Raw genomic sequence first — 14,370 nt, 5'->3', positions numbered from 1 at the left:
CTGAAAAAGAGACCTAAACGTACTTGGTTGAATTGATTTAGTAACAGAAATACCCCGCCCATTAGGGCGAGGATGTAGATTCCAGTACAACTCCAAAGTATATTTTTCCTGTTTAATTTCATCTAGTTTTGCCATCGTTGGATGTAAGCAAGGCTGTCTGTTGCTAATTCATTATCGGGAGAAAGTTCAACCGCTTGCTGTAGCAGTGAAAGAGCATGATCTTTGTGTTGATTCATTGCCTCGATATCGCCAGCTTGATAGGCTTCAATGGCTTTATCAAAAACAATTTTTGCAAGATTGTTGTATGCGAGAGATGCTTGTTCCTGCCATGTGCCACCCATAACGATCGTGGTTTTAGTTTCCTTAATTATCTCAAGACCTGTTGTTGTCTCTTCCCAAGCGCGATCTGGATTATTCTTTTTAATATAAATTAAACCTAAATTTATGTGTGCTTCTGCAAGTTTTGGGTTCTTTTTTAGTGCTTCTTCAAAGAGTTGTTGTGCGAGATCTAATTTGTCGAAACGTTCCGCTTCTATCCCTTTGTTAAATTCATTTTCACCGGGATCAGTCGTGCTACATCCAGTGCTGAAGAGAAGCGGGAGAATAAGGAGTAGGCTTAGAAATAGTGTTCGCATGTCAGTGGCCAATCTAATCTAGGATTAAAGATTCAATTAAAATTTAAATTCAAGACTTTCTTGTTCGATATTTTTTTGCGGTGCGTGTTTTTTTAAGCGTGTTTCAATTTGCTTTTTAAGGTCTTTAAGTTGTGTTTCAACAGTTGACTTCTCTTCGTCAGTATTGAATCCGAGTTCATACATTTGATCTAATTTACATGTTAATTGCTTGATCGCTGATTGAATGGCAACACCGGGGGCGGTGGTACGAGGTTTTCTGGCGACCTTGCGTACTTCGCCACGGGTAAGTCCACGCTCCTTATACTTTTGATATAAGGCCATCATAGTTTGTGGTTTTCTTTTCTTGGCAACTTCAACCAGGATCCCCCGTGGGACAAGATTGTTACAGCGGCATTCATTTTTAATTTCTTTGGGTAGTCGGTTCAGCGACAGAATTTCTGAAATGGTTGATTTTGCTTTTCCTAATTTACTCGGTAGGTCTTTTTGACAGCAAATTTTTTCATCAATTAAACGCTGAATCGCTTCCGATTCTTCAATAGGGGAAAGGTTTTCACGAACGATATTTTCAATGATGGCTATTTCTAGGCTTGCATGCTGTTTGAAAATAGCAGGTATTGTTTTTAACCCTGCTAGCTTAGCCGCTCGATACCGTCGTTCACCTGAAATTAGAATCAAAGTCTGATCTGTGGTGAGGGTGAACAATACAGGCTGTAGAATTCCGTGTGATTGAATTGTTTCCTTCAACTCATCCAAAGCACCTTCAGCAAAATACTTACGGGGTTGGTTAGGATCAGGACTTAACAGTTCAAGCGGGACTTCATACAGTTTGTCTTGTTCGTAGCTCATACATATCCTGTAGCGAATTTGCTTAATTTATAATATCTGATAACCATATAAAATACAGTAAAGTGTTAATGCAGTACTGGAAAGCATATTAGCGACTATACAGCAGCGAAGGTTTTTCTGCCAGACTATCAATGTATTTTGAATAATACATGTGAGGGCTATTGGAATTGTATAGCTTGTTGGTAGTGTTGTTAGGGCAATGACAACAACGAATGAGAAAAACTGAAATTGTCCTATCGCCACTGACTTAAAATCTTGCTCGATAAGATATCGCAACATAAATGACCGCCAAAATAATTCTGACATAATAGGCACGACAAAGGATGCACCAAAGCTGATAAGGCCAATAACAGAAACCTTTAAGAGTAAAGGCCACTGTTCTGGGATGGTGTGGGCTGGTAGTCTAATCCATTCATAGTTGATGCAGATGAGCCAAGTGGCAACCGAAATGATTCCAGCGAGTAATGATATGATAAGTTGGCTGTTCGTTAGTTTAGCCATAAGGTCAGTGTAGAATGTGCTGCGCCAGGCCCAAAGTAATCCCGCTGTTGAAAATATTTTCGCAAGATAGATGTGGAAATACCAGTTTGGTAGGTATCTAGCCGCTTCTGATAGAGCAAAAAAGAGTAGGAAAGGCGCAACATAGCAAAACCAGTTTTTAGTATAAAATCGACTCATTTGATTCTTTCAAAAAGAGAGTTAGATAAATAAATTATTAACATTGTAATGTGTTTTACGTTTCGTTGTTTGACAGGTCAAGGGCTAATGCTGCTGTTTTATACGAAGCAGTTCACCCTCATTTGTTATAGTGATTAGGGTTACCCCTTGTCGTGGTAGGTTGAAAGCATGCTACTGAGTAAAAAATGTGCAAATTTGTTTCGGTTATTGATTAAAAGCTAGGCACCTCTAGTTTGTTTTGTTTGTGAAAATGAATTTATTTGTTTGGTGAAATTTATAACATACTGATTTATTAGCTGAAAAATTGTCGATCAATTTATTCTACATGTGTGGCAAGGTTATTGCTATACATCCTTACTGGTAGATAATTTAAATGATTGATTTTTTCATTGATGTTTTAAATATAAAGTAAGCTTTGTTGTAGCCCGTTATTATTACATGGAGGATTTTGTCTATGAAAAAAGTAGAAGCGATAATCAAACCTTTTAAGCTCGATGAGGTTAAGGAAGCTTTAAGTGATATTGGGATTCAGGGTATTACAGTAAGTGAAGTAAAGGGGTTCGGTCGTCAAAAAGGGCACACTGAGCTTTATCGTGGTGCTGAATATGTTGTTGATTTTATTCCAAAAATTAAAATGGAAATTATTGTTTCTGACGATGTTGTTGCTAAAGTTGTTGAGCAAATTGCTGAAGCAGCTAAAACAGGTCGAATCGGTGACGGTAAAATTTTTGTTACATCAGTGGAAGAGGTTGTTCGTATTCGTACCGGTGAAACAGGTGATGATGCATTGTAGGTAACTTAGCTAATTTATAGTTAGAATTATCCCTCATGTGTGGCAATGCGAACACGCATAAAAATCATTCAAGGAGATCAAATTAATGAATCCAACAGAAGTTGTTCAGTTTGCAAAAGATAACAATGTGAAGATGATCGATTACAAATTTCTCGATTTTATCGGAATTTGGCAGCACTTTACCACTCCAATTTCAGAATTTGATGAGGATACTTTTGAAGAAGGAATCGGTTTTGACGGTTCCTCAATTCGTGGATGGCAGCCTATTCACAACAGTGATATGCTGCTGATTCCTGTTCCTCATACAGCTAAAATCGATCCATTTCCTAAGGCAACTACACTTAGCCTGATTTGTAACATCATTGATCCAATTACTCGTGAAGGTTACTCACGTGACCCACGTTTTATTGCTTCTAAGGCTGAAGCGTACCTGACATCAACAGGTATTGGCGACACCGCATTCTTTGGCCCTGAGCCAGAGTTCTTCATTTTTGATGATGTTCGTTTTGAGTCGACATGTAACCAGTCTTTTTATGCGGTTGATTCAATTGAAGGTCGTTGGAATACAGGTCGTGACGAGTATCCTAACTTAGGTTATAAGCCACGCCATAAAGAGGGCTATTTCCCTGTTGCTCCAACCGATTCTAGTATTGACCTGCGTAACGAGATGGTTGAAGTGCTACAAAGCGTTGGTATGCGTATTGAAGCTTCTCACCACGAAGTTGCTTCAGGTGGTCAGTGTGAAATCGACATGCGTTTTGATTCCCTTGTAAGCATGGGTGATACCGTTCAGTGGTTCAAGTACATCATCAAGAACGTTGCGGTACGTAATGGCAAAACGGTTACTTTCATGCCTAAGCCAATTTATGGTGATAACGGTTCTGGTATGCACGTTCACTCATCTATCTGGAAAGACGGCGTGAACTTGTTTGCTGGTGACGGATATGGTGGTTTATCTAAGATGGCTATGTACTACATCGGTGGAATCATGAAGCACGCTAAAGCGCTTTGTGCCTTTACTAATCCAAGTACTAACTCTTACAAGCGTTTGGTTCCAGGGTATGAAGCTCCAGTTAATTTGGCCTATTCAAACCGTAACCGTTCTGCATCATTGCGCATTCCTGTAACAAATACAGCGGAATCCAAGCGTGTTGAGTACCGTACTCCTGATCCTTCTTGTAACGGCTACTTGTGCTTTGCTGCATTATTGATGGCGGGTCTTGATGGTATCGAAAACAAAATCGATCCAGGCCAGCCTCTTGACAAAGATATCTACGGTTTGTCTCCTGAGGAACTTAAAGATATCCCATGTGTTGCAAAATCACTTGAGGATGCATTGGAATGCCTACAGGCAGATCATGACTTCTTGTTGAAAGGTGATGTCTTTACTCCTGACGTAATTGAGAAGTGGATTGAGTATAAAATGGAAGCGGAAGTAAATCCAGTTCGTATGCGTCCAGTTCCAGAAGAGTTCAACCTTTACTACGACATCTAATCACAGTTTGTTCTTTTCAATACTGAAATTGTGAATTTAAGGCCCCTGAAGATGATTCAGGGGCCTTTTTTTATGTTATTATTGTGACTGAATTTTATTTTATGATTTGTGAAGGTGATGAGTATGGTAAAGCAAATTAAAGTTGGGGTTCTTTCCGATACCCACTTTCATTCAATTTCAGAAGGTGTAGACTTTATTCAGCATCTGTTGGAACACCATTTCTCCGATGTTGATGCCATATTGCATGCGGGTGATTTAGTTCATCCTGATGTACCGTTTTTGTTCGGTGAGGTGCCATTTTTTTGTGTGCGGGGCAATATGGATTCTGTAGATTTGAATGCCCCTGAGCACAGAGTGGTTGAACTTGCGGGGTATCGAATTGGTTTAATTCATGGTTGGGGTGATGCTGAAGACCTTGAGGAACGATTGTTGGAGCACTGTCAGCCTACTGAGTTAGACTGTCTGGTCTATGGTCATAGTCATTTGCCTGTCTGTCATACGGTTGATTCAATTTTAGTTATGAATCCGGGGAGTGCAACAGATCGTCGCCGCGCCCCTTGGCACTCTGTCGGCATGCTTTATGTTGGTGAAGGAATTCGTGGAGAGATTATCAATATTGACGTTGAATGATAAATCGTCTAACGTCAGTTCGTTGTTTGATGTTATTTAATTATGAGATCTGAAGATGAAATTTTAGAGGAGAATTATTATGAAATTTGTGAAAATAATATTTGCTTTATTGCTTGTTGCGGTACTGTTTAAGTTCAATTTGGACAACAAGGAGAGTATGAGTGTAGTCCTTTATCACTACACATCGCCTCTTATCCCAGCTGGTCTTCTATTGATGACCACTTTTGTGCTTGGGATGATTGCTGCTTCCTTTGGTAGTACTCTGAAAATTATTCAATTGAAGCGACAAATTGGTAAGCTTCAGCCCGTTTCTGATCAGAAAAGCGCCCCGAAGAAAAAGAAAAAAGATAAAAAAAATAAGGGTGATGACGATGTGAAACAGGATAACGTAGCTGAACCTCAAGCGTGCTGTGACCCAGCACCGGCACCTGTACCAACTCCGCTAACAGAGGAGGCGGTAACCGATGCAATTTATGAAGATGACGTTGTTGAGGCTGACCCTGCGCCGGATGTGATCGAGTTACCACTAGATTCGGCACCACAACCACATAATGATGAAAAAAAAGAATAACATTTTAGTTTATAGGAGTTTTCCCCCACATGGTTAATGGAACATTGCTTGATATATTCTATAAGGGTGGTCCCCTTATGTATCCAATTTTTCTATGTTCAATTCTGGCTTTTGCTATTTTTTTTGAACGGGTATGGACCTATTGGGGCATCCAACGCGGAGCAACATACCTGACCCTTGAGATCGAAACATTGGTGCGGAAAAATCACGTCGTTGAAGCCTTAGCTATTTGTCAAAGCCGCCGAACCATGATGTCGAGTATCTTTGTTGTGGCTCTTAATGCTGCTGGATTGCCTCGTGATCAAGTTAAGACACTCGTTGAGGAGGTTGGCTCACGCCATGGTGCCAGCTTAGATCGCTACCTAGGATTGCTAGGTACTATTGCAACCATCTCGCCACTATTAGGCTTACTTGGCACTGTTCTCGGTATGATCCGTGCTTTTACTCAACTATCGATTGAAGGTGTTGGTTCGCCTGCGACACTTGGTGGCGGAATTTCTGAAGCCTTGATCACAACTGCAACGGGCCTCGCTGTCGCTATCCCCACTATTTTGTTACATAAATATCTTACCAGTCGCTCAGATTCGCTGAGTAATCAAGTTGAGATTTATGCCATGCAAATGGTTGATCTCGTTTCAGCTGAGCAGCATATATCGTAATCGCAGTTTCTTTTCGGCCTGTTTAGGATGAGTAGATGTCATTTAAACGAAAAAATAGAGAAGAGGTTCGTGTTGAACTAACGTCGATGGTTGATGTTGTGTTCTTGTTGCTAATCTTTTTCATGATTTCAACCACGTTTGTAGAATCTCAAGGGATCGTTGTTGCTTTGCCATCGGCAAACTCTGAGAAAATTCAAAAAGCGCCGGAGGAAGTTAAAATTTATCTGGAAAAATCAGGTCGAATCCATCTTGATGATCATTTAATCTCTTTTTCTGATCTCGAAGCCCACCTTGCTGGTTATGCAGACCGTGCAGCGACAACGACTTTTATATTGTTGGCAGATAAAAAAGCACAACATGGTCGAGTTGTTGAATTGATGGATGCTGCGCGACAGGCGGGTTTTCAAAAGTTGGCTATTGCGACCGATCCAAATGCCAAACCAAAGTAATTTTAATACGTTTTAATTCAACATCAGGTTTTATTTGGAGGACTTATGTCGAAAACTATTGCGATTTTAACCGGTGGTGGAGACTGCCCTGGGCTTAATGCGGTCATTCGTGGCGTCGTTCGTTCGGCCTCGCAAAAAAAATGGCGTATTTTGGGGATTGAAGATGGTTTTGATGGTCTAATTTCCAATCGAGCTGTGCGTGAATTAGATTCTGATTCTGTTCGTGGTATTTTACAGCGTGGTGGTACCATTTTAGGTACCAGTAATCATGGCGATCCTCTTCATTACCCCGTTGAAAAAAATGGCCAGATTCAGCGTGTTGACATGTCTGGTGTGGTAATTGAGAATTTTAACCGACTTGGTGCGGACGCACTCATTGCTGTTGGCGGAGATGGAACGCTAAAAATTGCACAACATCTGTATCAGCGAGGCCTCAATGTTGTTGGTATTCCAAAAACCATCGACAATGATTTAAAGTCAACGGATGTAACGTTTGGCTATAACAGTGCTGTTGGCGTTGTAACTGAAGCTCTTGATCGTTTGCATACCACAGCTGAGAGCCATCATCGCGTGATGGTTGTGGAGGTGATGGGGCGTGATGCGGGTTGGATCGCTTTAGAGTCAGGTATTGCTGGTGGTGCTGATGTGATTTTATTACCGGAAATTCCGTATTCAATTGAGCATGTCTGCCATGCGATTAATGAGCGTCGTGATCGTGGTGGCCGTTTCTCTATTGTGGTGGTAGCGGAAGGTGCATTTCCACAACAGGGTGAAAAAGTCGTTAAGGTTGGTACTGGGTTAAGTCGTAGCGGTGTTGAACGTTTAGGTGGCATTGGTCAGCATGTTGCTGAACAGATTGCTGATTGTACTGAGATGGAAGTGCGTACTGTAGTTCTAGGGCACCTTCAGCGTGGTGGTTCACCTTCACCTTTTGATCGGATTCTTGGTTCACGCTTTGGCGTTAAAGCCGTTGATCTCATTGAGCAGGGTCAGTTTGGCCAAATGGTTTCCCTGCGCGGTCGCAACGTGGTTGCAACGACGATTGCTGATGCGGTTGGTTCATTGAATACTGTTGATCCTCAAGGAGAGTTGGCCGAAGCAGCGGAAAAACTAGGCATTATGTTGGGGCGTTGATGTCTCACTCTCTAATGCTTGTTGTTTCATCTCGGCTTTATTTTTAGATCGAGCACAGTGTCCACATCGAGGGCAACCGGTACATTCGGTTGGTTCAAGGTGGATGGTCACATCCGCATTTTTGATACAGTCCTTAATCTCTTTTTCAATTCTATCGGCACTGTCGTGCGCCTCTTCGATTGTTTTAAAGCGGCAAAAAGTGAGATGGAAATCAATCATTTTAAGTTTGCCACTACGTCGTGTCCGCAAGTTGTGGTAACCAGTGATTTCACTTTCATTGTTAATGATGCACTCAGTGATCTCTCTACGTTGCTCTTCGGGTAGTCCCGCATCAAGGAAATCATTCATGCTCCCTTTTAAGAGTTCAAAAGCAGCATATAAGATATAACAACCAACACCTATTGATAGAACAGGGTCAACCCAGTTCCAACCCAGTAGACGCACGCCAACAAGTCCAATGAGCAAAATTGCATTGCTGTAGACATCAGTAGCATAGTGGAGTGCATCAGCTTGAAGAGCTGTTGAGTCTGTTTTGATTCCGACTTTTTTTAAATAGCGACTGAGTAACCATGAAACCAAACTGCTAAATGCGAGAACAGCAATGCCAATATCTAGGTGTTTCAGTTCATTGCTGCCGTGTTGTAAGCGATGAATTGATTCACTGAGAATAAATAGACCTGATGCGGCAATCAGTAGGCTTTGTAGCAGTGTTGCTGCGGTTTCAAATTTGCCGTGACCATAGGGGTGGTCATCATCGGCTGGTTTGTTGGCTTGTCGCAATGCCAGCAGGTTGCCAAAGGACATGATGATATCAAGCAGTGAGTCTGCTGCCGATGAGAGCAGCGCCATTGAGCCTGTAGCAAAGCCAGTAATCACCTTAATGATGGCCAAGCTTATTGCTGTGGATATTGCAATTTTTGCTGCTCTAACACGCACCTTTGAATCCATTTTACACAATCTCCCTAGTCAATAATTGGCAAAGGGCAGGCTTGGCACCATGCAGCATATCCGTCATCGGTAATCTGCCAAAATTGATCAATGCGACCATTGTAAAGTTCTAAATCAGCTGTTTCTGTTTGAATCTGTTCGCTTAAAATTTGAGAGACGTGTCCATTTTGGTATAAGTAAGCGTAGAATACAGCCACACCTTGAAGGATCGTAGCTAATTCTTTTATATTCGGTTCTAAGTTTTTTATGATATACCAGTGACCTGCAAATTGTCGGACACAGCATGGGTCGATAGTAAAGAGATTCATGTAGCGGTCAGCAATGATAAAATCGCGTAAGAAGTAATCCGCACCATTGGCAAGTTGTCCCCCTTCTAGGGGGTCAATACCCTCTTGCAATAGTTGTTGGTGGAATTGTTTTAAAAGTTCAGAACAGCGACCGTCAACGGCAATTTCTGAATCAAGATCGGTAACGGTAAATTGATTTTGTTGCAAAGTCATATTTTGTCTTTCCTAGTGTGTGAAAAATGTGACAGGTTATAACATGGTTCTGTCATTGTACAGTGTCAAATTTGAAAGGAGAATAGGGTGGTTGTTGAGTTAAGATGCCCACAGTGTAAAGCGCTATGTCGATGGGAAGATAACCGTTGGCGCCCTTTTTGTTCCGAGCGTTGCCGTCTTATAGATCTTGGTTCGTGGATCGATGAAGATTACCGTGTCGCAGGGAAAAAGCCGATGGAAATGAATGTCGATGAGATGGAAAATTAACCATAATTTGAATAAATAAATGGAGAGTAATTATGTATAGTTTAAAGATTTGTACCAGTTTTGCCGCAGCCCACAACTTGATTAATTATGATGGTGATTGTGAAAATTTACACGGACACAACTGGAAAGTTGAGGTGACGGTTAAGGCTAAAGAGCTTGATAAATCAGGGCTTGGTATTGATTTTAAAGTTCTTAAGGCTAAAACGAAGGAGTTATTGGGGACTCTTGATCATAAATATTTGAATGAAATTGAACCTTTTATTGAAAACAGTCCTTCATCTGAAAATATCTCCCGTTACCTCTTTGAAAAGCTCGAAACTATTTTGAATAACGGTAATGTTACCGTACATGAGGTTAATGTATGGGAATCAGATAAAGCTTGTGCGAGCTACTCACGTGACTAAGTTACCATTGATAGAGATGTTTTCCTCTGTACAGGGGGAAGGCCCGCTTGTGGGGAGAAGGCAAATTTTTATACGGTTAGCCGGTTGCAACCTTGCGTGTAATTATTGCGACACCCCGTTTGCGCCGACTGCCTCGTGTAACGTTGAAACGGCACCAGGTTCTGAAACCTTTACCCAATGGGATAACCCCATTGATGTGCAACAGGTGGTGGATTGTGTGCAGGGTTGGTTAGAAGATTTGCCGCAAGCACACCATTCCTTTTCTATTACAGGTGGTGAACCATTACTGCATTTTGATGCGCTCACTCAATGGTTGCCGAAACTGTCGCAATTATTACCGATCCAACTCGAAACTAACGGAACCTTGACGGAATCACTACGATCCGTGTTGCCATGGTTACGTTGGGTTGTTATGGACTTTAAGCTTGAGTCGCAGACGGGTGAACCGACGCCGTGGAATGATCATCGCCAGTTTTTGCAACTGGCATCGCAGGTCAATTGTTGTGTCAAGATAGTTGTTGGCGCTGAAACGCCGATTGAAGAACTACAGCGTGCGGTTGATATCGTTGCAGATGTGGCTCGGCATGTTCCCGTTATTTTGCAGCCGAGGACAATCGATGGCAGCTGTTCTGTTTCAGGTACACAGCTCATTGCGTGGCAAGGGGTTCTTTCTCGTACTGGACTGGATGTGCGGATTATCCCGCAAACACACTGTTATTTAGCGGTGTTATGATGGTGGTAACATTTAAGGTTAGCTGAATTTTTCAGCTAACTTTTTTTGTACGAATTCTGGTACAAATTCATCAATGGGGCCGTTTAGTGAGGCGATCTCTTTGACGATGGATGAACTAAGATATCCGTAGCGCAAAGAGGTCATTAAAAAAACGGTTTCAATTTGATCGTGAATCGTACGATTTAGCTGAGCCAGTTGAAATTCATACTCAAAGTCTGATACCGCACGTAATCCACGTAAGATAACCTGAGCGCCCTTATTTTCCACATAGTTGATAAGTAACCCTTCGATCACATCAACTTGTATCCGTGGATCGTTTCCAACAGCTTCTTTAATCATTTCGACCCGTTCTTCAGCGGAGAATAGACTGTTTTTTGATGCGTTTTTAGCGACAGCAACAATGACCGTATCAAATGTTTTGAGACCTCGCTGGATAATGTCGAGATGACCATTGGTGATGGGGTCAAACGAACCAGGACAAACAGCAATACGGTTATTCATAATCTCATTCTCCCGTTAAGCGGATTCAGTACGACTATAGAGGTAAATTGAAGTGGCGCCATAATGGCGCACATCGTGTTGTTCATAGCATTTAATATGTTGGGGGATCTTTGTGTTGCGTTGTTCCTCAGCGAAAATAATGCCGTCAGGGGCTAATAGATTATGTTCAGCCACTAACTCAATTATTTGTGGAATCAACTCTTTACCGTAAGGTGGATCCATGAAAATGAGATCAAATTGTTGCCCTTTAAGGCTTGATAGTGCTTTTTGTGCACTTTGATGAATAATACGGGTGTTTTTTTCAAGGCGGCAACGGGTACGGTTGGTTTGAATGAGCTGTTTCGCTTGCTGCCCTTGATCAACGAAAATGACGCTTGCAGCACCACGACTCATCGCCTCAAGACCCATCGCACCACTACCAGCAAAAACATCGAGAATACGTTTTTGACTAAAGTGACCTAAACGGCTGGTCAAAATACTAAAGATAGCCCCACGTACACGATCACTTGTAGGACGGATTTCTGCTCCGTCGAAGGTCGCTAGTTGTGTGCCGCGGGCACTACCGCTTATGATCCGCACTGCCCGTAAACCCTATTGTTTCGATTTTGGCAAGGTGATCAACGCTTTTTCAGAGCTACGAAACAAAAGGATTGTTCGGCCCAAAATTTGCGCAATGGCTGCCTCACAGCGTTCTGAAAGAATACTGGCAACATCCTTACGATCCATAATGCAGCCCTCTTGCAGTTTAATCTTGATGAGTTCATGTTGCTCTAACGCTTCATCTACAGAGCTGACTAAGCCATCTGTGATGGCATCTTTACCGACAAGAACGACGGGTTGCAAGTGGTGGCCGAGGCCGCGTAGGTGGCGTGCTTGTTTTCCTGATAATTGTTGTGACACGTATTGGTGCTCCTTAAAATAGTTAGTGCAAGGTAAATGCATGTTTCTGTACTATTATTACACAGGTGTGAAAATAGATCGAAACGCCATCTTTATACCTGTTGTACACTTAAATAGCAATTATCCAATTATATTGACGCTGCAAGGTGAGATGCGTAAAACTAACGTGAAAAAGGTTTACACCATACGGAGTCAAAATTTAATTCATGACCGATCAATTTGCGCTTATATATTCTAGCCGTTTTAGTGATTATTCCTATGGCGAATGTCATCCATTTAAGGTGGATCGCTACCGGCTTACCTATGAATTGATGCAACAATACCAGTTGCTTACACCCTCTCATGTGAAGCAAGTGGAATGTCCTGTGGCATCAGAAGAGATGTTGCAAGATTTTCACCGTCAGGATTACCTTGATACACTTAAGTTGTTCAGCATGGATGATGAGGACCATGCCAATTTTTTCTACGGCCTTGGTGATATCGAAAATCCTGTGTTTAAAGGTTTGTATGATTGGTCGCGTTTGATGTGTGGTGGCACCATTGAAGCCGTACGGCAAGTCGTTGAAGAGGGGTGTCGAGCTTCATTTAGCATGGCTGGTGGTTGGCACCATGCTCACAGTGCGCGTGCTTCAGGGTTTAGTTACCTCAATGATGCCGTTGTTGCTATTGCGCAATTGTTGAAACAAGGTAAACGCGTAGTTTATGTTGATATTGATGCCCACCACGGTGATGGTGTTCAGCAAGCATTTTACGACAATGACCAAGTGTTGACGATATCGATCCATGAGAACGGCAAAGACTTTTATCCTTATTCAGGTTTTGTTGATGAGGTAGGAACAGGGCAGGGTTACGGTTACTCTGTTAATATCCCATTGGTTCCCCATTCCGATGATCTGATTTTCGAACAAGCCTTTACGCGGACGATTCTTCCCTTAATTAAGGGGTTTTCTCCCGATGTGTTGGTCACTCAAATGGGAGCCGACCCGCTGCGAACTGACCCCTTAACACGTCTTGAATGTACGACAGCATTTATGGAATTTGCTGGACGTGGTTTTCTCGAAACAGGAATTCCTTGGGTGGCGATTGGTGGCGGCGGCTATGACCGCTTAAATGTTGCCAGGGCATGGACACTGCTGTGGTCAACGATGATTGGCGTACCCGTTGAGGATGAAATACCAGCCTCTTTTAAGAAGACAATGATAGCGCTAGACGAGAAGTGTGACTGGTTGCGCGATCCACCACATATGGCGGCACCCGATGACTTTAGTCGCGCCCAACAATCGTTAGAGAAAAATATTTCAATTATTGAACGGCAGATTTTTCCATTATTGAATCTTAGCGCACGGGGTTAATATGGCACAGACTGGTACGACACATCTGCTTGATCCTGACGGTTTGCCACTGTTCTCCATTAAAGAGATTAATGAGTTGACTCAAGCTCAGAAGGAATCAATATACTCAACCATTGTCCCTACGATGATTTTTGAACAGTATGGTTTTGATCGTCAAACGTTCACCGCACCGAGAAAGTCGTTAACGTTGAGTGCAAATCGAATCCAGTTTATCTGTCCGCAAGGTCTTGGGTTGCTTCGTATCGAAGTTAGACGGGATGCTGAAGATCAAGATTGTCTTTTCTTTGTTGAAGTTGCCGATACCCCATATCATCAGATTGAGCTATCATTTTGTCTGATCAACGATCCCGATTCGCCTCGGTTTAATATTGATTATGATGAGCATGGACGTGAAAACTCGTTTGCCACTGTGCGACGTAATATTCCCGAAGAGATCAAGGCGATGAACGCGGGATTATCTCCCAATCAGGTGCGGGGTGGATTGAAAGCATTCAAAGACTTCTTTGTCCAATTTGAAAAATTTGTTGCATCACTGGGAATTGAGATGATCATTGCTGAGCCTTTGTCCTATAGTAACGCCGTCCGTTATGAGAATTATGGATTTGATTATATTACGGGGAAACAATTAATGCTTTGGATCGATCGCGAATTTCAGCCCGGCGGAGTTCTCACCGCCCGGTTAGATGGTTCGACCCCTTTTCGTCAACAAGGGCTGGAGTCGACAGTGCGTGGTCGCAGTTGGGCCATTCATGATGGAATTCTAGACCAACCGTGGGATGATATAAAAATTTATAAAACGGTTGGTCAACATGCTGGGATTAATACTGTTGTAACATCGATATACTGATTATTCTGGGAGGAAAGAAATGGCATAT

At 42.3% G+C, this 14,370-nt stretch carries 20 protein-coding genes; 12 read left to right on the top strand and 8 right to left on the bottom strand.

Going from position 1 to position 14,370, the window contains the following annotated elements; all coding sequences use genetic code 11:
- Nucleotides 1–122 precede the first annotated feature (122 nt).
- From ACZ5KY_RS11780 to ACZ5KY_RS11770, 3 genes are read right to left on the bottom strand one after another with little or no spacing between them, the layout of a single operon-like run.
- Nucleotides 123–635 carry a tetratricopeptide repeat protein gene (locus tag ACZ5KY_RS11780; RefSeq protein ID WP_464244096.1) on the bottom strand — a complete coding sequence of 171 codons (513 nt, stop codon included), beginning with the start codon at nt 633–635 and terminating at the stop codon, nt 123–125.
- A 36-nt stretch (nt 636–671) separates the two neighbouring features.
- A complete protein-coding gene (locus ACZ5KY_RS11775) occupies nt 672–1,481 on the bottom strand; it encodes a ParB/RepB/Spo0J family partition protein (RefSeq protein WP_464244095.1) in 810 nt (269 codons plus the stop codon).
- Nucleotides 1,482–1,508: 27 nt separating this feature from the next.
- The gene (locus ACZ5KY_RS11770; protein WP_464244094.1) at nt 1,509–2,159 is read right to left on the bottom strand and encodes a CAAX prenyl protease-related protein; all 651 of its coding nucleotides are present in this window, start codon (nt 2,157–2,159) and stop codon (nt 1,509–1,511) included.
- A 454-nt stretch (nt 2,160–2,613) separates the two neighbouring features.
- On the opposite strand from ACZ5KY_RS11770, the gene ACZ5KY_RS11765 reads away from it, so the two are divergent.
- From ACZ5KY_RS11765 to ACZ5KY_RS11735, 7 genes are all read left to right on the top strand, one after another.
- Complete coding sequence (locus ACZ5KY_RS11765) at nt 2,614–2,952, top strand: P-II family nitrogen regulator (protein ID WP_464244093.1); 339 nt, start codon at nt 2,614–2,616, stop codon at nt 2,950–2,952.
- Between the two features lie 85 nt (nt 2,953–3,037).
- A complete protein-coding gene (gene glnA, locus ACZ5KY_RS11760; RefSeq protein ID WP_464244092.1) occupies nt 3,038–4,447 on the top strand; it encodes a type I glutamate--ammonia ligase in 1,410 nt (469 codons plus the stop codon).
- A 123-nt stretch (nt 4,448–4,570) separates the two neighbouring features.
- Nucleotides 4,571–5,077 (top strand): metallophosphoesterase family protein, encoded by a 507-nt coding sequence (locus tag ACZ5KY_RS11755; RefSeq protein ID WP_464244091.1) that lies wholly within the window; start codon nt 4,571–4,573, stop codon nt 5,075–5,077.
- A 79-nt stretch (nt 5,078–5,156) separates the two neighbouring features.
- On the top strand, nt 5,157–5,648 hold the full coding sequence (locus tag ACZ5KY_RS11750; RefSeq protein ID WP_464244090.1) for a LapA family protein: 492 nt from the start codon (nt 5,157–5,159) through the stop codon (nt 5,646–5,648).
- Between the two features lie 29 nt (nt 5,649–5,677).
- Nucleotides 5,678–6,307, top strand: a complete 630-nt coding sequence (locus ACZ5KY_RS11745; protein ID WP_464244089.1) for a MotA/TolQ/ExbB proton channel family protein — start codon at nt 5,678–5,680, stop codon at nt 6,305–6,307.
- Nucleotides 6,308–6,342: 35 nt separating this feature from the next.
- On the top strand, nt 6,343–6,756 hold the full coding sequence (locus tag ACZ5KY_RS11740) for an ExbD/TolR family protein (protein WP_464244088.1): 414 nt from the start codon (nt 6,343–6,345) through the stop codon (nt 6,754–6,756).
- Nucleotides 6,757–6,801: 45 nt separating this feature from the next.
- Nucleotides 6,802–7,890, top strand: a complete 1,089-nt coding sequence (locus tag ACZ5KY_RS11735; RefSeq protein ID WP_464244087.1) for a 6-phosphofructokinase — start codon at nt 6,802–6,804, stop codon at nt 7,888–7,890.
- Here the strand turns inward: ACZ5KY_RS11735 and ACZ5KY_RS11730 are convergent.
- Both ACZ5KY_RS11730 and ACZ5KY_RS11725 read right to left on the bottom strand, forming a co-directional pair.
- Nucleotides 7,867–8,838, bottom strand: coding sequence for a cation diffusion facilitator family transporter (locus tag ACZ5KY_RS11730; protein WP_464244086.1), 972 nt, complete (start codon nt 8,836–8,838; stop codon nt 7,867–7,869). The genes ACZ5KY_RS11735 and ACZ5KY_RS11730 overlap by 24 nt on opposite strands.
- Before the next feature lie 14 nt (nt 8,839–8,852).
- Nucleotides 8,853–9,338, bottom strand: a complete 486-nt coding sequence (locus ACZ5KY_RS11725) for a hypothetical protein (protein ID WP_464244085.1) — start codon at nt 9,336–9,338, stop codon at nt 8,853–8,855.
- Between the two features lie 87 nt (nt 9,339–9,425).
- Between ACZ5KY_RS11725 and ACZ5KY_RS11720 the strand changes: the two genes are divergently transcribed.
- The 3 genes from ACZ5KY_RS11720 to ACZ5KY_RS11710 are packed head-to-tail and all read left to right on the top strand — an operon-like array spanning nt 9,426 to nt 10,742.
- Nucleotides 9,426–9,605, top strand: coding sequence for a DNA gyrase inhibitor YacG (locus ACZ5KY_RS11720; RefSeq protein WP_464244084.1), 180 nt, complete (start codon nt 9,426–9,428; stop codon nt 9,603–9,605).
- Between the two features lie 32 nt (nt 9,606–9,637).
- Nucleotides 9,638–10,009, top strand: a complete 372-nt coding sequence (gene queD / locus ACZ5KY_RS11715) for a 6-carboxytetrahydropterin synthase QueD (RefSeq protein ID WP_464244083.1) — start codon at nt 9,638–9,640, stop codon at nt 10,007–10,009.
- Between the two features lie 49 nt (nt 10,010–10,058).
- Nucleotides 10,059–10,742 (top strand): 7-carboxy-7-deazaguanine synthase QueE, encoded by a 684-nt coding sequence (locus ACZ5KY_RS11710; protein WP_464244082.1) that lies wholly within the window; start codon nt 10,059–10,061, stop codon nt 10,740–10,742.
- 18 nt (nt 10,743–10,760) lie between these two features.
- On the opposite strand, the gene coaD is transcribed toward ACZ5KY_RS11710, so the two are convergent.
- Genes coaD through yhbY form a run of 3 tightly spaced genes read right to left on the bottom strand, consistent with a single transcriptional unit; the run spans nt 10,761 to nt 12,143 of the window.
- Nucleotides 10,761–11,243, bottom strand: coding sequence for a pantetheine-phosphate adenylyltransferase (coaD, locus tag ACZ5KY_RS11705; RefSeq protein ID WP_464244081.1), 483 nt, complete (start codon nt 11,241–11,243; stop codon nt 10,761–10,763).
- A 15-nt stretch (nt 11,244–11,258) separates the two neighbouring features.
- Nucleotides 11,259–11,822, bottom strand: coding sequence for a 16S rRNA (guanine(966)-N(2))-methyltransferase RsmD (rsmD, locus tag ACZ5KY_RS11700; RefSeq protein WP_464244080.1), 564 nt, complete (start codon nt 11,820–11,822; stop codon nt 11,259–11,261).
- Nucleotides 11,823–11,834: 12 nt separating this feature from the next.
- Nucleotides 11,835–12,143 (bottom strand): ribosome assembly RNA-binding protein YhbY, encoded by a 309-nt coding sequence (gene yhbY / locus ACZ5KY_RS11695; RefSeq protein WP_464244079.1) that lies wholly within the window; start codon nt 12,141–12,143, stop codon nt 11,835–11,837.
- 206 nt (nt 12,144–12,349) lie between these two features.
- Here yhbY and ACZ5KY_RS11690 point away from each other — a divergent pair, with 206 nt between their 5' ends.
- Nucleotides 12,350–13,495 (top strand): acetoin utilization protein AcuC, encoded by a 1,146-nt coding sequence (locus ACZ5KY_RS11690; protein WP_464244078.1) that lies wholly within the window; start codon nt 12,350–12,352, stop codon nt 13,493–13,495.
- A gap of 1 nt (nt 13,496) precedes the next feature.
- On the top strand, nt 13,497–14,342 hold the full coding sequence (locus tag ACZ5KY_RS11685; RefSeq protein WP_464244077.1) for a hypothetical protein: 846 nt from the start codon (nt 13,497–13,499) through the stop codon (nt 14,340–14,342).
- Nucleotides 14,343–14,370 lie beyond the last annotated feature (28 nt).

The sequence above is a fragment of the Desulfuromonas svalbardensis genome (assembly GCF_055389415.1).
Note: the sequence above shows the minus strand (reverse complement) of the source record. Positions and strands in the feature narration are given on the sequence as shown.